The following is a 21,615-nucleotide window of genomic DNA, read 5'->3' on the forward strand; positions in this document are numbered from 1 at the left end:
GTTCGTACTAGAAGCCTTTTTGATGTAAAATGATTCAGTTCATTGTCAATGCATGTTGTCATTTACTCTCCTTACAAATAGACAAATATAAGGAAAGATTTTTATGAGCTATCGTGCATCTTCTTTCGAGTTTAAACTTCCATATACTTTTCTATTAATTGTCTTCGATGTGTTGACGATTTTTCTTCGTTAATTTTGATAACATTTCATATACAATTGGTACGATAATTAATGTTAATAATGTCGAACTCGTTAACCCACCGATAACTGTTACAGCTAAATCTTTTGAAATTAGGCCGCCGCCACCATTTCCAAGTGCAAGTGGAATTAGCGCACCAATCGTCGCAATAGCGGTCATTAATATTGGACGTAAACGTGTCATTCCACCTTCTAGAATAGCTTCGCGCATATCCATTCCGTCTTTTTCCATTCGAATGATTCGGTCGACAAGAACGATCGCGTTCGTCACGACAATCCCGATTAACATAAGTAATCCCATCAATACGGTCACGGAAATGGTTTCTCCGACAATTAATAATCCGACAAATGAACCGATTACTGTAAATGGTAATGAGAATAATACTGCAAATGGTGCTGTACCTTCCCCAAATGTAACAACAAGAATGAAATATACGATTAAAATTGCTGCAAGCATCGCCATAATTAACTGGCTAAAGGTTTCCTCCATATCTGCTGCAACTCCACCGATATCATAAGTGACTCCTTTAGGTACATCTATTGATTCCATTTCTTTATCCGCATTAGAAGTTACTTTCGTAATATCGTCATTTGTAATGGTTCCACTTACCGTACCGTAATATTCTCCTTTACTACGTGACAATGTGTTTAAAGTGGAATCTTCTCGAACTTCTACAATATCACTTAAAGGAATCGTTTCTCCCATTGCTGTTTCTACTTCCGTATCTAGTAATTCATCTAATGATTTAGGATCGATCGTTTTCTCAGACTGAACAATGACTTCTACCGTATTTCCATCTGTTTGTAATGTTGTTAAAACATCTTTCGTTTGCTGGTTGTTTAAAAGCATTGCGATTTGACCAGTCGTTAATCCAAGTTGCATTAGTTCGTTTTGATCTGTTTCGAGGACGTGTTCGACAAACACATCTTCTGCCGTCGTTGATACATCTTTTACATCGTCTACTTCTTTTAAAGCATCTTCTGCTAATTGTAAAGTATCATTTAATTTTGTTAAATCTTCACTGTAAAACGAATACGTAATTTCATCTGAAGAAAATCCGCCAGATGAGAAGTCTTGGTTAATCCACTCACCAGACTGATCAATATTAGAAACGTAAGCCTCAATTTCATCACGTTGGTCCGCGAAATCTTCTGTATCTGGGTCAAAAATGACGAACATTAATCCACCATTTGTACCGCCACCCATCATCATTGACATAGGATCCGCATCGTTATTTACCGATAGTTGAACAATATCAATATCTTCTTTTTCTAGTAAATATTGTTCTACTTCTTCAATGTTTTTTAATGTGTCTTCTTCTAGTTCTCCAGTTTCAGGAGTGTAAGTTAAGTACATTACTTTTTCTTCTTCACTACCTAGGAAACTAAATCCTATTAACGGTGTTAAAGCAATACTACCAGCTAATAATAAAATCGCAATCGCAGAAGAGATAAACTTATGATTTAATGTCCAATTTAACATGTTTCGATAAGCCTTTGTGATTTTTCCGTGTTCTTTATGTTTCTGCTCTGTTTTTTCAGCATATAATTTTTTCTTGAATAATGTATGTGAAAGAGCTGGTACAATCGTAACTGCAACGAGTAAGGATGCACCTAATGCAAATGCCATCGTCAATGCAAATGGAATAAATAATTCTCCAACCATTCCACCAACGAACATAAGTGGTGCAAATACCGCAATCGTTACAATTGTTGATGATGCAATTGGTTTAAACATTTCTAAAGTCGCTTCACGAATAAGAGCTAATCCATTTAATTTCTCTTCTTTTAAATGAAGTCTACGATAAATATTTTCGACAACGACAATGGAGTCATCGATGACACGTCCGATTGCAACGGTAATCGCACCGAGCGTCATTAAGTTTAACGTAATCCCCATCCAATGTAGGAGTAAAAGTGCCATGAAAATAGAAACTGGAATAGAAATGACACTAATGATAGTTGATTTAATATCACGTAAAAAGAGCAAAATGATGAACACAGCAATTAATGCACCAAATACTGCTTTTTCAATCATCGTCATGACAGATTCTTCGATTGGCTCCCCTTGGTCAAGGGAAACATCAATCACAAGTCCATCTATATTGTTTGTCTCTTCTTCAATTAATTCTTTTACTTCATTGACGACATCAACTGTATTTGCTTGTTGCCCTTTCATTATTTGAACAGAAATAGAATCTGCGCCATTTGTACGTGAAACAGATTGTACTTTTCCGACCTTTTCTAATGTGGCGATTTCTCCAAGTTCAACGAAAGGAGATGGATTAGATTCAGAAGGCGTCACAGGGATGAGCATTTTTTCTAAATCTTTTACAGAGTTTGCTTCGCCATCGATTGCAACAGCTTGTTCACTATCATCAAATTCATATAATCCTAGAGAAAGAGACATGTCACTAGCTTGAACAATTTCTTTTACATCTTCTTCGTCCAATTCATATTGTTCTAGTTTTTTCTCATCATATGTGACATACACTTCTTCTGTATGTTGACCAGTGATCGTTGCGGAAGAAACGCCGTCTAACTTTTGGATTTTTGGTAAGATAATTTCTTCTACAGTAGACGTTAATTCAACGATGTCTTCTGTATCACTACTTATACTTAATGCGATGACAGGCATCATATTCATATTTATTTCAGTTACGGTTGGTTTTTCTGCATCTTCAGGTAAATCAACATCATCTAGTGCAGAACGTAATGTACGTTTCGCTTCATCCATATCGATGCCATAATCATATTCGATTTGGATACTTGACATATTTGCATAAGAATTTGAATAGACCGCTTTTACATGGTCTAAGTTTTCCGCAGCTTTTTCGAGTGGGATGGATACATCTTCCATGACTTGTTCTGGTGTTGCACCAGGGTATACATCACTTACCATTAAAAATGGTACCGTTATATCTGGAATCGTTTCTGTCTTCATTTTCGTTCCAGAATACATCCCGAAAAACACGATAATAAGCGTCATTAACCAGACGGCTAATTTATTTTTCGTTACAAAATTTATGAAACCTCTCAACTCGACACATCCTTTTATTGACTAATTTCTCACTGTTTCCTATAATAATGACTGGCTGGTCATTTGTCAATGAAGAAGGAGCTATATAAATGGGGAAACAACAATTAATTATGGATAAAGCATTAGAGTTATTTGGGAAACAAGGAATTAACGATACGACGGTTCAACAAATAATGAATGAGTGTAATATGTCAAAAGGTGCATTTTATTTGGCATTTACATCAAAAGATGAACTAATTACAGCATTAATTGACCGATTTATGATTGAATATACATCAGATATTGACCAGATGGTCAGAAATGAAAAGGGAGAAACGTTATTACGACAATTTTTCATATATAGCTATCATTTTTCCTTAAGACATCAACCTTTTACAAATCTGTATATTAAAGAACAAATCCATAAATTAAACGAACATTTAATAGAAAAAATGAAATATTATAACCAATTATTAAATGAATCCTTATATCATTTAGTTGATCGACTATATAAACATAAAACCGAGTATGAAAAATATGAACTAGTATGGGTGATTAAAGCATTCATGCAAATATATCAAAAGTTCTCTTTTGAAGAAAATGGAGAAATTGATATGGAGTTGTTCGTAACCTCATGTGTAGAAAAAATTGATTTAATTGCGACACATAGTAAGACTACTTTTGTAACGGAAGATTTAATGTTGCAAATCAAGTGGAATCAAGTGAAAGTGGATGAGCTAATATTAAAGAAGAAAATAATGCGAGCAATGGAAGAAATAGAAGAACCAATTTTAGTGCAATCCTTACAATTATTACATGAACATTTAGTAAATAAAAATTTACCCGATGCGGTCATACATGGTTTATTACAAAACATCCAGCATTCTATTGTCTGTAAAGAAGTTAGGTATTTATACCAAGTGTATATGGAGCAAGAGGAGCATAAAGGAGCCTCACGATAATAGAAGATGTTCAGTCGGAGCAAAAAAGCAGTTCACTAGATAATTTTTCTAGTGAACTGCTTTTATATGTAGAGTTAGGATACATATGTTTCTTTTTCTTCCATTTTCATTGTATCCGATACTTTTTCTTTTTTCGGAATCATATTAAAAATGATATTTAATAGGATTGCTGTGAAGCTCCCAGCGACAATACCATTGCTCGTTAAAATTTGAATACTCGATGGAAATTGTGCAAACAATTCTGGGGCTACTGTTACACCAAGTCCCATTCCAACAGAACATGCGATAATCATAGCATTTTCGCTTGATTCTGCAATGACTCCACTTAACATTTTAATCCCTTGGGCAACAACCATACCGAACATTGCCAACATTGCTCCACCTAAAACAGCTGTCGGGATAATTGTCGTAATTGCTGCCAGTTTTGGAACGAATCCTAATACAACGAGCATCACTCCAGTAATGAAAATAACTTTACGTGATTTTACTCCAGTAATTTGCATTAAACCGACATTTTGTGAAAATGCTGTATATGGAAAAGCATTAAAAATTCCTCCGAATACAATGGCAATTCCCTCTGCACGATACCCACGTGTTAAATCATTTTTCTTTAAATCCCGTTCGGTCATATTACCTAATGCAAAATATACTCCGGTAGATTCCACTAATGATACAATCGCTACTAAAATCATCGTAATAATAGCAGACCAATGGAATGTAGGGACACCGAAATAAAACGGTTCGACCATATGAACATAGGAAGCATCTTTTACATTTTGAAAATCAACTAGTCCAAAGCATGAAGCTACGATTGTTCCAATAATTAGGCTGATTAAAATCGAGATGGCACGCATAAATCCTGTAGAAAACCGATAAATTGCAATAATCATAAACAATGTTCCGAAAGATAATGCGATATTTGTAAATGAGCCGAAATCAGGTGCCCCTTCTCCGCCACCCATATTGTTGATCGCAACGGGAATTAATGTAATTCCGATAATCGTGACGACACATCCAGTGACAACTGGCGGGAAAAAGCGTACGAGTTTACCAAAAAATCCACTAATCAAGATCACAAAAATACCGGAAGTGATAATCGCACCGTACACAGCAGAAATTCCATATTCACCAGCGATGTGAATAATTGGTCCAACTGCCGTAAACGTACATCCTAACACAACTGGTAATCCTATTCCAAAAAAACGGTTTTGCATCACTTGTAAAATGGTAGCAACTCCACACATTAAAATATCAATAGCAACTAAATATGTTAGCTGTTCCGCATTTAACCCGATACTACCACCGACGATTAGAGGTACTAAAATAGCACCAGCATACATTGCAAGTAAATGTTGAATACTTAATGTAAATGATTTCATCGTTTATTTTACCTCTTCCGTTCGTAAAGTGACTGTTTCATTTTCTAATGAATCTATAACTGCCAATGACTCGACACGATACCCTTTTTCCTTCAGCAATTGTCCACCACTTTGGAATCCTTTTTCAATAACAATCCCAATCCCAGCAAGTGTTGCACCAGTTTGTTCTGTTAAAGTGGCTAATCCAAGTGCCGCTTGTCCGTTTGCTAAGAAATCATCGATTACTAATACAACATCATTATCTCCGATATAATCCTTTGAAATGGAAATATCGTTAGATGTTTGTTTTGTATACGAATAAACTGTTGCTGTATATAGGTTGTCTACTAATGTTAAAGATTTTCTTTTACGTGCGAAAACAACCGGTACACCGAGTTCTAACCCCGCCATGACAGAAGGTGCAATTCCAGATGATTCCAATGTTAAAACTTTTGTAATACCAGCATCTTTGAAACGTGTAGCAAATTCCTTTCCAATCGCTAACATTAACTCCGGATCTATTTGGTGGTTTAAAAACGAATCTACTTTTAATACATTTCCTGGTAATACGTGTCCGTGTTCCAAAATCTTCTTATGTAAAATGTCCATCGTACAAAAATCCCTCCTGAAAATATAAAAAGCTCAAAAACAAGCTGTACAATATGTACAAAGAAGAGCTTGTTTTTGAACTTTATCGCCAAAACAACATATAAATTAGCACGAATTTATGATCATCATCGTGCTCATTTATCTTCTCTTCTCATAGTCGACTTATTTACGGCAAGTCGGTAGAAACTTGTAGGCCATATTCCTACGATTATATGAAAAAAATAGAAGTTGATTTTCTTATTTTATCATTTTTAAATAGAAAGACAAGTGTTCTGATTCCTTTACATTAAAGGGAAAATGGACCATATAAATGACAACGGTTTCTTTCCTTTTACATTTTGGGTAGAAATCCTATGCTATAATGAAAGGCTATAAAATTTAAAAGCTATCATAAGGAAATAATAGGAAGGATATGTTTTTGTTTGTGACCGTCATGATCGTATTATTTCCCTTTCATGCTAAAGAACTATGATAGATTCAGAAGTATACTTAGACATATTTACTACCTTCTTAGAGGAAGATAGTATATGTTCCAGGAGCAATTATTGTCCTATTCATAGCAGCATTAATTAGTTGAAAAAAAGCGCTATGTTGCCTATGATGATGATATGTTCATTATGGTTAAAATAAAGATGTAAATGAAATAGATGAAACCATTGTACTTAATGTTTGTTTCCATTATGCAATGGTTTTTTATTTTTTATATAAGGAGGAAAAATATGTTTTTTATGGAAGCAAAAAGAATTGCTGTCGTTATTCTAGGTTCTTTTTTATTAGCAATTTCATTAAACTTTTTCTTAATTGAAGCAAATGTATACTCAAGTGGTTTTAGTGGGTTAGCTCAATTATTGTCGAGTATTTTTAGCGATTTTTTATCGATTCGTATCGGTACAGGAGTACTCTTATTCATTTTAAACATTCCAGTCCTTATTATCGGTTGGTTTAAAATCGGAAAAGGATTTACAATATATAGTATTTTATCTGTTATTTTTTCAACGATATTTTTAGAAGTCTTGCCAATCATTTCTTTAACTGATGATATTATTTTAAACGCTGTTGCTGGTGGTGTCATCGGTGGTGCAGGTGTTGGAATATCGCTAAAACGTGGGGCGTCAACAGGTGGAATGGACATTGTTGCGATGATCTTATCTCGTTTGCAAGATAAACCGATTGGTATTTACTTTTTAATTTTAAATTCCGTCATTATTTTTGTTGCGGGAATTTTATATGAACCGGAAAACGCATTATATACAATGCTTGCATTATATGTGACGACACTTGTTATCGATGCCATCCATACACGTCATGAGAAAGTTACCGTATTAATTGTGACACATCAGGCTGAAGCGTTGCAACAAGCAATTCATAAGCAAATGGTTCGTGGTATTACGATTATACCTGCTAAAGGGGCATATTCGAAAGAAGATAAAAGTTTATTATATTTAGTTGTAACAAGATATGAATTATATGATTTAGAAAATATTATTACAGAAACAGATCCACAAGCATTTACGAATATTATTCAAACCGCTGGCATATTTGGGTTCTTTCGAAAAGAAGGAGAAACTGTAAATGATATTCAACAGACGAAATAGAAAGTAGGTACCCGTTTTGAAAAAAGGAATAATAGCTCTTTTGATTGCACTAGGTGTTGGTGTAATCGTGTATGTTGTATATATGCAATCTTTTCAACCGAAATATCCTGGTACATGGGAATTTGTGGAAGGGGATGATTCGTGTTTTGTATCTGTCGAGTTTTCATCTGGACCAAAAGGTTATAAAGGAACGAGTTTAAAACAGATGGATGGCAATGAGGAAATAGCTTATTTAGGCGGATATAAAATGGTCGACGGCAAGATGGTCGTAGACATTTTTAATATGGACGATATAGCACCAATTGAATTAGGTCATGAAAAAGAAGGGAAGAAATTACTGTTAACATATGAATGGGAAGGCGCTAATTTGCAATGTACATATGAAAAAAGACGAAGTGAATAAGTACAAAAAATGCCATATTTCCACCCTTATACGAGGGGGTTCATTCGGGAATGAAAAAGGTAGGACAATGTATCCTTTACACACGAGTTGAAAAAGGAAAGGTATTTCGCCACGTATCCCTGTTTCGTGTTATAAAAGGTGTCCTACCTTTATATTATTTCTTCGGTAAATCTTCTACACTATCGATATCCATGTAGCTTGGTACAACAAAACCTTGTTGTGCCCCTTCAAGGCTCGGTCCTAAATCATCAATTTGGTCATCATATTGTTCTTTGTATGAAGCGGCACCAACAGGAAGCCAAGCGATTAACATCCCATCAATTTCTCCACTTGCTAAAGATTCAAATGCAATTCCCATATCTAATGGAGTTAATGTTACATCAAATCCTAAATCTTCTAACACTAACGCCACAACATTTGTAGACGATAATTCCGTATCCCAATTGACATAAGCTAGTTCGATCTCTTCTCCATCTACCTTTTCTAACCCATCTGTCCATGCTGCAACTTTATCTGGGTGGTCTTCGATCCATTCAGCTGCTGCATCACGTGGTTCCACGTTATCATCTTCTGCAAACTTAGACATCACTTCGTTCATATCTTCTACTTCCCAGTAAAAGTTATTTAATAATTTATATGCAGTTGGGTTCTCTTTGTCTAGACCAAGTCTAACCATCGTATGAATATTTTCTTCTTCTCCTAATGTTTTTTTAGGATCTTCTAAAAATTTTAAATCATATTTTGTAAACATCCAATGTGGCTGCCATAATGTAACGACAATTGGTTCTTCGTTTTTAATCGCTGTTTCAAGTTCTGTTAACATGGCTGGTTCTGAACTTGGAGTTAGTGAAACATCTAAATCATAAGCATCGATGGTTTCTTGAGCGATAGTCATAGTTCCTGAACCAGGTTCAATTCCAACAATCTCTTTTATGTTTCCAGCTGAGTTCTGTTCGCTATCTTCATTATTAGAACAAGCAGTAAGAATCAAGAACAAACTCGAGATACAAACAAGTATTCCTTTTTTCCAATTCATCCTAACATCCATCCTTTTTATGTAAAATAAAAAAATTATGTATCGTATCATAACCGAATCGTAATAAGATAGCAATTTTACAATACATATTATTCTAAACAATTTACCGTTTCTTAAGAAAAAACAAACTTAAAAAAATAAAAACATGGATAGATGTGAACATTTGTCTGTTTTATCCGTATGAAACCTTTTTTACTTTCATTTGTTCCTATATGGAAAAATAAAGATTCTGAAAAATCAATCGATTCTTTTGACGTCAACAAAAATAAAGTCTATACTTTATTTTATAAATAATGAAGGAGAAACTTCTTTATGGTGAAACAAAATATCGAGCAACATTTTAATCGTTTAACAAAAAAACAGCGAATTGTAGCCAATTATGTGTTACATCATCCTTCTTTCGTCAGTACACATGCAGCGAAGGAAGTTGGAGAGCGAACAGGGACGAGTGAAACGACGGTATTACGCTTTTGTACAGAGATTGGGTTGGACGGGTATGCACATTTGCAAAAGGAATTAACGATGTATTTATTTGAACAATCATCCAATACGAGTACATTAGGTAAATATTTGTCACAAGGTTTGCAAGCACAACCGACTGATAACTTATGGCAAAAGACGATCCAAAAAGATATCGAACGATTGGAAAAGATGGCCCAATCCATTTCTGCTGAAAAATTTAGCGAAGCAACAAGAAAACTTCATGAAGCAAAAGATATATACATTATTGGGGCAGATGCTTCCAAATATGCTGCAAGTTGGTTAGCATTTATTCTGAATTTAATTCGCCCTAATGTATTTGAAATGCCATTAGAAACACATGCAAAAATTCGTACATTACAAAAAATGGATGAACATTCTCTCGTTATTATCATTTCACAACATCGTTATGCGAAAGAAACATTACACATGGCAGAATGGTTACAAGGTCAACAGGTTGATATGCTTGGGATTACTGATTCTAATGTCGCACCATTACATGAATTTGTTCCATGTACATTCGTATTAGAACAAGTGGAACAATCCACGATTGATTTAATGCCACTGTTAACCATCTTTTTAAATGCATTAGTATCAGGTATGACAGCGCATGATCCAGCATATTATGAAGAACGAAAAATTAATTTTGATCAAATAGAACAACAATTTATTTTAAATAAATGGAGTTGAAAGAAGATGGAACAAAGTTTAGATACATTTTTACAACCGATATTTATACATCTACATACACATCCAGAAATAAGTTGGGAAGAAAAAGAAACGACCAATTATTTAGTGAAAACATTGGAGGAGATGGGGGTACAACCTGTGCCTTTTGAAGGAATGACAGGATTATATGTTGATATCGGTGAAGGAGAACCAAGGGTTGGGTTCCGAACAGATATAGATGCATTATGGCAAGAAGTAGATGGTCAATTCAAAGCGAACCATTCTTGCGGACATGATGGACATATGACGGTTGCACTCGGGATTGTAAAATTACTGAAAGAAATGGAAAAAGAATTAGACGGTGCAATTCGTATTATATTTCAACCTGCAGAAGAAACAGGAGCTGGAGCGAAAGCTGTTATTGAAACAGGAATTATTGAACCACTGCAATATTTATTTGGGATGCATGTTCGACCTTTAGTTGAATTAGATAGAGGGACATGTTCGGCTTCCATTTTGCATGGTGCTGCGAGATTGATCAAAGGAGAAATTAACGGTGTAGAAGCTCATGGGGCAAGACCAGAGCAGGGAACGAATGCGATTGAAGTTGCTGCTGCACTTGTTGCAGGAATGAAATCAATCTGGATTAGTCCGACAGAATCTGCATCTATTAAAATGACGCAATTAGAAGCAGGTGGGAAATCAGCTAATATAATACCTGGTAGTGCGACATTTAGTTTAGATGTAAGAGCACAAAAAAATAGTGTGATGGATGAATTACTCCAAGCATTTGAAAGAGTCTTGAAAAGTGTCGAGGCAATGTATGAAGTAAAAATAGATATCGACATCCAATCCAACATTGTTGCAGCAGAAGTGGATAAAGAAGCGGAGCGTATTGTATATGAGGCGATACAAGCTAATGTAGGAAAAGAACATGCGGTACAACAATTAGTAACACCGGGTGGGGAAGATTTTCATTACTATACGTATGCATATCCCAATTTAAAAGCGACGATGTTAGGACTTGGCTGTGGTGTGACACCAGGATTGCATCATCCTCATATGACATTTGACACTGCCTATTTAAAAACAGGAGCAATAATTATGAAAGATGCGTTAGTACGTGCGCTAGGAGAAGTGAATAAAGATGAATGATCTTGAGCTTGAATATCGGCAATTAACGACAATGGAAGAGATGGCACTCGTAAAAGAATTAGACCGAAAAATATGGGATATGGATCCAGTCCCCGAACACCAAACAATTACAGCGATAAAAAATGGTGGCATTATGTTAGGAGTTTTTCATGAAGGGACTCTTATCGGCTTCAGCTATAGTTTCCCTGGTTTTGAAAATGGCAAAGTGTATTTATGTTCTCATATGTTAGGTATTGATCCTTTCTATCAATCAAAAGGAATCGGGGAAAAGATGAAATGGAAACAACGTGATATCGCAAAAGAAAAAGGATATGACGTGATGAAATGGACATATGATCCATTAGAAACGAAAAACGGTAAATTAAACTTAACGAAATTAAACGCTATTTGTCATACATATGTAGAAAATTGCTACGGAAATATGACAGACAAACTAAACAAAGGTCTGCCTTCTGATCGTTTTGAAGTGGAGTGGCATTTAAACAGTAATTATGTGGCAGAAAAACAGCAAATCGAAATAGTGAATGCAGTCCCATTAAATGCGATTAGTTGGAATGAAGCAAATCAAGCGGTTTTTCAACCATTACATGACGTAACAGAAACGGCAGAGATGTATTGTCTTCATGTACCAAAGGATTTTCAGTCCTTGAAGAAGCATGATAAAGCACTTGCACTGGATTGGCGATTAAAAACGAGGTATCTATTTCAAACATTATTTGCAAATGGATATACTGCAGTGGATATCGAAGTAAAAGAACAAATGAGCACCTATTATTTTGTGAAAAAAGCTCAATTACAAATAGAAGGAGTATAAACAATGATTAATATTTCAGAAATTACTATTAGACATGTACAAATGGAGATGAAATCCCCTTTTACAACAAGTTTTGGGACATTTAAAATGCGAGATTTTCTCTTATTGGAAGCAAAAGATCAAGATGGCACCATTGGTTGGGGAGAATCTGTTGCATTTCATTCTCCTTGGTATAATGAAGAAACATTAAAAACGAATTGGCATATGTTGGAGGACTATTTAATTCCATTAATTTTGCACAAAGATATAGAACATCCAGATGAAGTGAATGAAATTTTTTCACATATTCGTAAAAACAATATGGCAAAATCGACGATAGAAGGGGCAATTTGGGATATTTATGCCCAAAAAACAAATCAATCACTTGCTAGCGCATTAGGTGGAGATAAAGAAAAAATTGAAGTTGGTATTAGTATTGGAATTCAAGATTCTATTGAAGAACTAGTAGATTTAGTAGATGGTTATGTGAAAGAAGGATATAAGCGAATTAAAGTAAAAATTAAGCCAGGTTGGGATGTGGAAGTGATGCGTACATTGCGTGAAACATTCCCAGATGTACAAATTATGGCGGATGCAAATTCTGCATATACATTGGACGATATCGACTTATTAAAACAATTAGATGCATTTGATTTAATGATGATTGAACAACCACTTGCATCAGATGATATTGTTGATCATGCCACATTACAACAACATATGCAAACGCCAATTTGTTTAGATGAAAGTATTCATTCTTTAGAAGATACTCGTAAGGCGGTTGAATTAGGTAGTACGAAAATTATTAATATAAAAATTGGACGTGTAGGTGGATTAACAGAAGCGAAGAAAATTCATGATTACTGTATGGAAAAAGGAATCCCTGTTTGGTGTGGTGGCATGTTGGAGTCTGGAATTGGACGGGCACATAATGTTGCGTTAACGACATTAGCGAATTTCACTTTACCAGGAGATACAGCAGGTTCTAGTCGTTATTGGGAAAAGGATGTCATTAAGCCTGAAGTCATTTCTGAAAATGGGTATATTCATGTTCCAAAAACAGCAGGAATCGGATACGAAATCGATCGTGAAGCAATTGAATCTTTTACAATCGATAAAAAGTCATATGTATAATCGTATACATAATTAGGGGGAACATGTGTGAAGAAGAGTATAGAGATAGGAAGTGCATTTGTCGGGTTAATTGTTGGTGCAGGTTTTGCATCTGGTCAAGAAGTAATGCAATATTTTACTAGTTTTGGCATGTGGGGAATCGCTGGAGGTCTTTTAGCAATGGGATTATTCATGTTTATGGGTTTTTCCATTGCACAGATTGGGTCAGACCTCCAATCTGTTTCCCATAAAAGTGTCATATATCATATCGGGGGAAGGTATGTTGGATTAATACTTGATGTACTTATTACCTTCTTTATGTTTGGTGTTGCGACCGTTATGTTTGCTGGTGCGGGTTCTACATTTGAACAAGCATTCGGTCTTAATGGGGTAATCGGTACAGTAGTAATGATTATTTTAACAATTGGTACATTATTATTAAACACACAAAAAATCATTCGTATTATTGCTGCAGTAACGCCTTACTTAATAGCGATTATTTTCGTTATATTAATTTATTCTATTTTTACGATGGATATTACAATGTCCGAAGCGGATAAACTTGCGAAAGCACAACCCTCTGCTGCCCCTAATTGGGTTGTTGGTGCATTTTTATATGTATCATACAATTTAGCAGCTGGTGTTGCATTATTAATCGTCATGAGTGGTGCAACAAAAGATCGTAATGTCGCTGGTATGGGTGGTATTATTGGTGGATTTATTTCAGGTGTATTAATTATTTTAATTCATTTTGGAATGTTTGTGAAAGTGGATGTGATTCAAGGGCTCGATATGCCGACGCTGGAAATAGCGAATCAAGTACATCCATTTGTCGGAGTGTTATTAGCAATTGCATTACTCGGCATGATGTACAATACGGCAGTTGGAATGCTTTATACGTTTACTGTTCGTTTTATTGATCCATCTAGTAAGATGTTTAAAATTGCTGTTACTATTGTTGGTTTATTAGGATTTGTTGCTAGTTTTGTTGGATTTACAACTTTAGTTGGAAAAGTATATGCAGCGATGGGGTATATCGGTTTTGCGTTAATGATTGCAATTATACTTACTTGGATAAAAGGACGTAAATCACAGCATGTTTCATAATTTTATTCTCCGGGTATAGCTTGATATAGAAGGAGTGATGTACAAATGAGTAAAAAAGTAAACAAAAACAAAATTGACGGAAAATTCGATCAAGTGAAAGGTGAAGCAAAAAAAGTCTATGGAAAAGTAACGAATGATACAGAGGCAAAAATTAAAGGTGAAGTAGATATTGTAAAAGGAAAGGCGAAAGAAAAATTCGGAGATCTTCAAGACAAATTTAAAGAAGAGTAATAAGAATCGTTTTTTATAAAAGGATCTTAGTAAATTAATTTTTACTAAGGTTTTTTTTGTGTGAAAAAACCATTAAAAAATAGCTAAACTTATTATGCTATAGATAAAATAATGAATTATATTAGTTGTTATTTTAAATGTTTTAATAATGATGAAAAGTTATTTAATATTTTAATTATTAGAACACTACACAAAAAAATCTTTATATTGTTGCTTTTACTTTTGTTTTTGTGGTATTATTACTGTATGGAAAATGGAAACGCTATCAGTTGGAGGGATATAAATGAATCGAATAGCTTTTAAAATGAAGGTTTATAAACAATACCATGAAGAATATAAAAAAAGACATGATAAATTATGGCCAGAAATGTTAAAAATGTTAAGAGATAAAGGACTTATTTCGTATTCGATTTTTTTAGATGAAGAAACTAGTGTGTTATTTGGGTATGTAGAGTACAAAGATGAAGTGCAATGGAATTCAATCCCTGATGAAGAAATAAATCGTAAATGGTGGGATTATATGGCAGATATAATGGAAACAAATGACGATAATAGTCCTGTAACAAAAGATTTATTAGAAGTATTTCACATAGAAGAGGAGTAAGGTTCATAGCAGAGCAACAGATACAGAAACGTTTTGCAGCTGGTGTTCCTCTTGGACGTATATTGCTGAGGAATCGCCCGATAATGAGCGTGCAAAGTTTGTTGGTTCTGCTCAGTTAGCGTGTTCAATTTGGCCAGCTGCAACTTTTGCCTTGGCAGTTTTAGTTTCACCCTTAGGGTTATTAGGATCGAGATTGATATTTGCGCACTTATTTATAATTGCTGGTATTGCACTATACATTAGAAGGGGTTTACCAGAGTCCAAAATATGGGAAGAAAGACAAAAAGAAAAAAGATAAAACAAACTAAGAAAAAGTCACTAAAAGAATTGTTTAAATTAAAACCAAATAGAGAAGCTATTATTTTACTATTAGGAATATATTTATTCTGGAATTTAACAACTGGTGCAACAGGCTATTTTATGCCTTACATTTATGAAAATGTAGGAGGGCTGACAAATCAACAAGCAAATTTATTGCAATCGATTTTATGGATTTGTACTGTGTTAACACAGTAGGATTCAAAGTTGTAGGAACTGTGATGGTTGTATTTTTAGTAATTCATGTAATTATAGGATTTATAATGGCTCCAGATACACAAGGGAAATCATTAAAAGAAATTGAAACAGAAAGATATGGTCAGATCTAGAGTATGATAAAGATAAAAAATTGAGGGATGTATTTATGAAAAAAGTAGTATTATCAGTTGATATTGGTGCTTCCAGTGGGAGAGTAATCGTAAGTGATCTAAATAACAATAAAATTCAACTAGAAGAAATACATCGATTTGATAATGGTATTAGTTTGAAGGGAAATTATTACTGTTGGGATATTGAACGTATTTTTCAAGAGATTAAAATTGGGATGAAAAAAGCTTTTGATAGTGGTTATGAACCAATAAGTTTAGGAATTGATACATGGGCTGTAGATTTTGTGTTATTAGATGAGTATGATCTCCCAGTAACTGATTTCGTATCTTATCGAGATAGCAGAGTGTCTGGGATGTTTCAAAATGTTGAAAGAGTCATTTCAAAAGAAAAGTTATATAGTATTACGGGAATTCAATTTCAGGAGTTTAATACGGTTTATCAATTATTAGCTTTGAAAGAGCAAGAGCCTATTCAATGGCAAAAAGCTAAAACATTTTTAATGATTCCAGATTACCTACACTTTTTATTAACTGGTAAGAAAACAAATGAATATACAAATGCTAGTTCCACACAATTATTAAATGCTCGTACTAGAAATTGGGATGATGAATTAATTGATAAACTTGGATTGAAACGCGAGTTATTTCAAGAGATATACCAACCAGGTTCTAATATTGGTACATTGAAAGAGGAATTGGTTGAAGAATTAGGATTTGATGTTCAAGTTATATTACCTGCGACACATGATACGGGTTCAGCGATTGTTTCATTGCCAACAAATGAAGACACTATTTATATTAGTTCAGGTACATGGTCTTTAATAGGTGTAGAAAATAGTAGTTCAAACTGTACAAGTAAAGCTATGGAATATAACTTTACTAATGAAGGTGGAGTGTTTTCAACCTATCGTTTCTTGAAAAATGTAATGGGGTTATGGATTATTCAAGAAGCAAAGAAGTCATTTGATGTTGATTATTCCTTTGAGGATTTAGCTAATATGGCGAAAAAATCAACAATACAATCAGTTATTGACGTTGATGATGTTAGATTTTTAAATCCAGAAAATATGATAGAAGAAATCCAATCATATTGTAAGGAAACAAATCAAAAGATACCTGAAACGCCTGGAGAAATAGCTTATACAGTTTTTAGTAGTTTAACAAAAAGTTATTTGAAGTCTATCGAACAAATAGAAGAGTTACAAAATAAGGAATATACTACCATCCACATAATTGGTGGAGGTTCGAAAAACAAATTTTTAAACAAGATGTTAGCGGAAGAGTCAAAAAGGAAAGTTTTTGCTGGACCTTCTGAAGCTACTGCAATTGGAAATAGTATTATTCAATTTTTATCATTGAGACAAATAAAAACATTACAAGAAGCTAGAGAAATTGTGAAAAGATCTATTGTATTAGAAGAATATTAATATGTATAAGGGGGAATAGAAATGTCAATAAAACAGAATTATGAGGTAGCAAAGCAATTTTATGAAAAATGGGGAATAGATGTTGATGGAGCTTTGGAACAATTAAAAAAAGTTGCTATTTCGATTCATTGTTGGCAAGGCGATGATATCGGTGGATTTGAAGTAGAAGAAAGAGAGTTATCTGGTGGTATTGATGTAACAGGAAATTATCCTGGAAAAGCTGAAACACCTGAACAATTAAGACAGGATTTAGAAAAGGCGCTTTCTTTAATACCGGGGAAACATCGCGTAAACTTACATGCAATTTATGCGGAAACGAATGGTGAAATAGTTGATCGCGACGAGTTAAAACCAGAGCATTTTGAAAATTGGGTAGTATGGGCAAAAAAACATGAATTAGGATTAGACTTTAATCCGACATTTTTCTCACATCCGCTATCTGAGGAAGGATTAACATTAGCGCATCCGAATGAAGAAATACGTAATTTCTGGATTCGTCATGGTATTGCTTCAAGGGAAATAGGAGAGTATTTCGGGAAAGAATTAGGTACTTCAACATTAACAAATTTTTGGATGCCTGATGGATATAAAGATATTCCAAGTGATCGGTTAACACCTAGAATTCGATTGAAAGAATCATTAGATAAAATATTCGAGAAAAAAATAGATGCTAAATACAATGTTGATGCAGTAGAAAGTAAGTTATTTGGAATTGGATCAGAGGCATTTGTTGTTGGGTCACATGAGTTCTATTTAGGATATGCATTAAAAAATAATAAGTTATGTTTACTAGACACAGGACATTATCATCCAACGGAAGTAGTATCAAACAAAATTTCATCTATGTTACTCTATTCTGATGAGTTAGCACTACATGTATCACGTCCAGTTCGCTGGGATAGTGATCATGTAATCACATTAGATGATGAATTAAAAGAAATAGGATTAGAAATTGTACGTAATAATGCTTTGGATAAAGTGAGAATTGGCTTAGATTTCTTTGATGCAAGTATTAATAGAGTAGCAGCTTGGACAATTGGTACTAGAAATATGGCTAAATCTTTATTAAATGCTTTATTATTACCGCATGATTATTTGAAAAAATTACAGGATGAAGGTAATTTTACGGATCGTTTAGCATTGATGGAAGAATTTAAAACATATCCATTTGGATTTATTTGGGATTATTACTGTGAAATTTCAGGTGTTCCAACTGGAGAAAGTTGGTTAGAAGAGGTTAAACAGTATGAAAAAGATGTTTTAAGTAAACGTAATGGATAGTTAAAAAAATAATATTATGAGAGAAGGAGAACAAAATATGGTGAACAATTTATGGAATGAAAAAGATGCGCAAGGAAAAGAAGGGTTAGAAGAATTAGTATATCGCTCTAATTTATTAGGGACAGATCGTGCCGTTTGTAACTGGGGTGGTGGTAACACTTCTATGAAGACTGTAGAAAAAGACTTCAAAGGTGATGAGGTCGAAGTTATGTGGGTCAAAGGAAGTGGATCAGATTTAGCAACAATGAAAGCAGAAAACTTCACTGGTTTACGGTTAAAAGATATTCAACCATTAAAAGACCGTCCGGATATGTCCGATGAAGAAATGACAGCATATTTACAACATTGTATGATTAATCATTCAAATCCTAAGTCGTCGATTGAGACTTTGCTACACGCATTTTTGCCGTATCCGCATATAGACCATACACATCCTGATGCAATTATTAGTTTATGTTGTGCTGACAATGGTAAACAATTAGCAGATGAAATTTTTGGTGATCGTTACGTATGGGTACCATATATTCGACCAGGATTTTTACTTTCAAAAATGATTGCAGAGGCTGTTGAAAGTAATCCAAATTGTGAGTTAGTTTTAATGGAAAAACATGGTCTTGTCACTTGGGGTGATACATCTGAAGAAAGTTATCATAAAACAATTGAAATTATTAACGAAGCAGAAAACTATATTGAAAATAAAGTAGATGAAGAAACTTTATTTGGTGGTCAAAAATATACAACATTAGAAGAAAATGTTCGTTTGGATGTTCTATCTGAAATTATGCCACATGTACGAGGGCTAGTGTCAGAAGATCAACGCGCTATTTTATCGTACTATGATGAAACAGATATTATGCGTTTTATAAATAGTGTAGACGCCCCAAAACTATCACAAGTAGGTGCCGCGTGTCCGGATCATTTAGTACATACGAAACGTACTCCTTTATATATCGATTGGACTGGAAAGGCAGAAGATATCGATAGTTTAAAAGAAGCGATCACAACTGGAGTTTCAGAATATCGAAAAGAATATGTAGCTTATTTCGAACGTAATAAACATGAAGGGGATGTATTGCGTGATGCTTCACCACGTATTATTTTAGTGCCAGGTGTTGGTTTAATTTCTACAGGAAAAAACAAAGCAATGGCTGATAACAGTGCTGGATTATATAAGCGTGCGATTTCAGTTATGCGTGGTTCCACTTCATTAGGAGCTTTCACTTCTTTAACAGAAAATGAGTCATATAATGTTGAGTATTGGCCATTAGAATTATATAAATTAACATTAGCGCCACCTGAAGCAGAATTTTCACGTAAAATTGCTTTAGTAACTGGTGGAGCTGGTGGAATTGGTAGTGCTGTTTGTCGTCGTTTAGCATCAGAAGGAGCACAAATTGTAGTAGCCGATTTAAATATGGAAGGTGCGGTAAAAATTGCTGAAGAGCTAAATGGAACATATGGAGAAAAAACAGCTATTGCAGTAAAAATGGATGTAACGAAAGAGGAAGAAGTAAAACAAGCATATGTAGATGCAACGCTATATTTTGGTGGTATCGATATAATTGTAAATAATGCGGGGTTAGCGACTTCAAGTCCATTTACAGAAACATCTATTGATGAGTGGAATCTAAATATGAACGTATTAGGAACAGGTTATTTCTTAGTTGCACGAGAAGCATTTAAAATTATGCAAAAACAAAATTTAGGTGGAAGCCAAGTGTTTATTGGTTCGAAAAACTCTATTTATGCAGGGAAAAATGCTTCTGCATACAGTACAGCGAAAGCAGCTGAAGTTCATTTAGCTCGTTGTATTGCAGCTGAAGGAGGAGAATACGGAATTCGTGTAAATTCTGTTCTTCCAGATGCTGTGTTACAAGGTTCAGCTATTTGGGGTTCAAACTGGCGTAAAGAGCGCGCGGATGCATATGGAATTCATCCAGATGAGTTAGAAGATCATTACAAAAAACGTACTACATTACTTGTAAATATTTTCCCAGATGATATCGCTGAAGCGGTCGCATTTTTTGCATCATCTAAATCTTCTAAGACAACAGGTAATATGGTTGCGGTTGATGGTGGAGTTCCAGCGGCGTTCACGAGATAGTCACGGAGGAATAAATGGATGTGTCGGTTTTAGACATCATCCATTTATTTTTCTATAATAAAATAGTGATATAAAAAAGGAAAGGAGTGTTTTCGACATGAAAGTATCTCTTTTTGTTACTTGTTTAGGTGATTTATTTTTTGTTAATGCAAGTAAAGCAACAGTAGAATTACTAGAACATTTAGGGTGTGAAGTAGAATTTCCAAAAGCTCAAACATGTTGTGGACAACCTACATTCAATAGTGGATACCATGAACAAACACGAGAAGTAGCAAAACTTATGATTGAAACTTTTGACCATGCTGAATATGTTGTAAGTCCTTCAGGGTCTTGTGCGTATATGTTCCATGCGTATGAAGATTTATTCGAAGAAGATGATGTTTGGCGTGAGAAGGCGAGAAAATTAAAAGAAAAAACGTATGAATTAACACAATTTATTGTAGAAGTTCTACAAGTGACAGACGTTGGTGCAACATTTGAAGGGACAGCAACGTATCATTCCTCATGTCATATGACAAGATTACTCGGTGTAAAAGAGGCACCATTTACTTTATTAAACAATGTACAAGGATTAAATATGATTGACTTACCGAACCGATCGGATTGTTGTGGATTCGGTGGTACTTTTGCCGTGAAGATGTCCAGTATTTCAGGAGAAATGGTGGAAGAAAAGGCAGAGCATATCGAATCAACAGATGCACAATATTTAATTGGTGCGGATGGTGGATGCTTATTAAATATTGGTGGACGTTTGCACCATAATGGCTCAGAAGTGAAAGTACTTCATATCGCAGAAGTGCTAAATAATAGGGGGTGAATAAATA

At 34.5% G+C, this 21,615-nt stretch carries 19 protein-coding genes and 1 riboswitch; of the genes, 15 read left to right on the forward strand and 4 right to left on the reverse strand.

What is annotated here, in order from left to right; translation table 11 throughout:
- Positions 1–154: 154 nt before the first annotated feature.
- Entirely contained in the window at positions 155–3,238 is a 3,084-nt protein-coding gene (locus WKT09_RS11200) for an efflux RND transporter permease subunit (RefSeq protein ID WP_340416096.1), read from the reverse strand.
- 89 nt (positions 3,239–3,327) lie between these two features.
- Here WKT09_RS11200 and WKT09_RS11205 point away from each other — a divergent pair, with 89 nt between their 5' ends.
- Positions 3,328–4,179 (forward strand): TetR/AcrR family transcriptional regulator, encoded by an 852-nt coding sequence (locus tag WKT09_RS11205; protein ID WP_340416097.1) that lies wholly within the window; start codon positions 3,328–3,330, stop codon positions 4,177–4,179.
- Between the two features lie 74 nt (positions 4,180–4,253).
- Here the strand turns inward: WKT09_RS11205 and WKT09_RS11210 are convergent, their stop codons facing one another.
- Together WKT09_RS11210 and WKT09_RS11215 are read right to left on the reverse strand one after the other, a co-directional pair.
- Positions 4,254–5,558: a nucleobase:cation symporter-2 family protein gene (locus WKT09_RS11210; RefSeq protein ID WP_340416098.1), complete on the reverse strand. Its 1,305-nt coding sequence runs from the start codon at positions 5,556–5,558 to the stop codon at positions 4,254–4,256.
- Between the two features lie 3 nt (positions 5,559–5,561).
- The gene (locus WKT09_RS11215; protein WP_340416099.1) at positions 5,562–6,146 is read right to left on the reverse strand and encodes a xanthine phosphoribosyltransferase; all 585 of its coding nucleotides are present in this window, start codon (positions 6,144–6,146) and stop codon (positions 5,562–5,564) included.
- A 134-nt stretch (positions 6,147–6,280) separates the two neighbouring features.
- Positions 6,281–6,382, reverse strand: a riboswitch (purine riboswitch).
- A gap of 483 nt (positions 6,383–6,865) precedes the next feature.
- On the opposite strand from WKT09_RS11215, the gene WKT09_RS11220 reads away from it, so the two are divergent.
- Together WKT09_RS11220 and WKT09_RS11225 are read left to right on the forward strand one after the other, a co-directional pair.
- The gene (locus tag WKT09_RS11220) at positions 6,866–7,741 is read left to right on the forward strand and encodes a YitT family protein (protein WP_340416100.1); all 876 of its coding nucleotides are present in this window, start codon (positions 6,866–6,868) and stop codon (positions 7,739–7,741) included.
- Positions 7,742–7,757: 16 nt separating this feature from the next.
- Complete coding sequence (locus tag WKT09_RS11225; protein WP_340416101.1) at positions 7,758–8,144, forward strand: hypothetical protein; 387 nt, start codon at positions 7,758–7,760, stop codon at positions 8,142–8,144.
- A gap of 154 nt (positions 8,145–8,298) precedes the next feature.
- Here the strand turns inward: WKT09_RS11225 and WKT09_RS11230 are convergent, their stop codons facing one another.
- The gene (locus WKT09_RS11230) at positions 8,299–9,180 is read right to left on the reverse strand and encodes a glycine betaine ABC transporter substrate-binding protein (RefSeq protein ID WP_340416102.1); all 882 of its coding nucleotides are present in this window, start codon (positions 9,178–9,180) and stop codon (positions 8,299–8,301) included.
- A gap of 312 nt (positions 9,181–9,492) precedes the next feature.
- Here WKT09_RS11230 and WKT09_RS11235 point away from each other — a divergent pair, with 312 nt between their 5' ends.
- The 12 genes from WKT09_RS11235 to WKT09_RS11290 all read left to right on the forward strand — a co-directional run bounded on the left by WKT09_RS11235 (position 9,493) and on the right by WKT09_RS11290 (position 21,608).
- Positions 9,493–10,350 carry a MurR/RpiR family transcriptional regulator gene (locus WKT09_RS11235; RefSeq protein ID WP_340416103.1) on the forward strand — a complete coding sequence of 286 codons (858 nt, stop codon included), beginning with the start codon at positions 9,493–9,495 and terminating at the stop codon, positions 10,348–10,350.
- A gap of 6 nt (positions 10,351–10,356) precedes the next feature.
- Entirely contained in the window at positions 10,357–11,484 is a 1,128-nt protein-coding gene (locus WKT09_RS11240) for an amidohydrolase (protein WP_340416104.1), read from the forward strand.
- Positions 11,477–12,298, forward strand: a complete 822-nt coding sequence (locus tag WKT09_RS11245) for a GNAT family N-acetyltransferase (protein ID WP_340416105.1) — start codon at positions 11,477–11,479, stop codon at positions 12,296–12,298. The genes WKT09_RS11240 and WKT09_RS11245 overlap by 8 nt, the downstream gene beginning before the upstream one ends.
- Positions 12,299–12,304: 6 nt before the next feature.
- On the forward strand, positions 12,305–13,411 hold the full coding sequence (menC, locus tag WKT09_RS11250) for an o-succinylbenzoate synthase (protein ID WP_340416122.1): 1,107 nt from the start codon (positions 12,305–12,307) through the stop codon (positions 13,409–13,411).
- A 27-nt stretch (positions 13,412–13,438) separates the two neighbouring features.
- Positions 13,439–14,497 (forward strand): YkvI family membrane protein, encoded by a 1,059-nt coding sequence (locus WKT09_RS11255; protein ID WP_340416106.1) that lies wholly within the window; start codon positions 13,439–13,441, stop codon positions 14,495–14,497.
- 45 nt (positions 14,498–14,542) lie between these two features.
- Positions 14,543–14,728, forward strand: coding sequence for a CsbD family protein (locus WKT09_RS11260; RefSeq protein ID WP_340416107.1), 186 nt, complete (start codon positions 14,543–14,545; stop codon positions 14,726–14,728).
- A 283-nt stretch (positions 14,729–15,011) separates the two neighbouring features.
- On the forward strand, positions 15,012–15,332 hold the full coding sequence (rhaM, locus tag WKT09_RS11265) for an L-rhamnose mutarotase (protein ID WP_340416108.1): 321 nt from the start codon (positions 15,012–15,014) through the stop codon (positions 15,330–15,332).
- A gap of 267 nt (positions 15,333–15,599) precedes the next feature.
- Positions 15,600–15,848: a hypothetical protein gene (locus WKT09_RS13840; protein ID WP_445324028.1), complete on the forward strand. Its 249-nt coding sequence runs from the start codon at positions 15,600–15,602 to the stop codon at positions 15,846–15,848.
- A 166-nt stretch (positions 15,849–16,014) separates the two neighbouring features.
- Positions 16,015–17,406: a rhamnulokinase gene (gene rhaB, locus WKT09_RS11275; RefSeq protein WP_340416109.1), complete on the forward strand. Its 1,392-nt coding sequence runs from the start codon at positions 16,015–16,017 to the stop codon at positions 17,404–17,406.
- Positions 17,407–17,427: 21 nt separating this feature from the next.
- Positions 17,428–18,687, forward strand: a complete 1,260-nt coding sequence (rhaA, locus tag WKT09_RS11280) for an L-rhamnose isomerase (protein ID WP_340416110.1) — start codon at positions 17,428–17,430, stop codon at positions 18,685–18,687.
- 37 nt (positions 18,688–18,724) lie between these two features.
- The gene (locus WKT09_RS11285; RefSeq protein ID WP_340416111.1) at positions 18,725–20,791 is read left to right on the forward strand and encodes a bifunctional aldolase/short-chain dehydrogenase; all 2,067 of its coding nucleotides are present in this window, start codon (positions 18,725–18,727) and stop codon (positions 20,789–20,791) included.
- Between the two features lie 97 nt (positions 20,792–20,888).
- The gene (locus WKT09_RS11290; protein WP_340416112.1) at positions 20,889–21,608 is read left to right on the forward strand and encodes a (Fe-S)-binding protein; all 720 of its coding nucleotides are present in this window, start codon (positions 20,889–20,891) and stop codon (positions 21,606–21,608) included.
- Positions 21,609–21,615: the final 7 nt, after the last annotated feature.

The organism is Pseudogracilibacillus sp. ICA-222130 (assembly GCF_037892545.1).
Taxonomy (GTDB): Bacteria; Bacillota; Bacilli; order Bacillales; family Amphibacillaceae; genus Pseudogracilibacillus.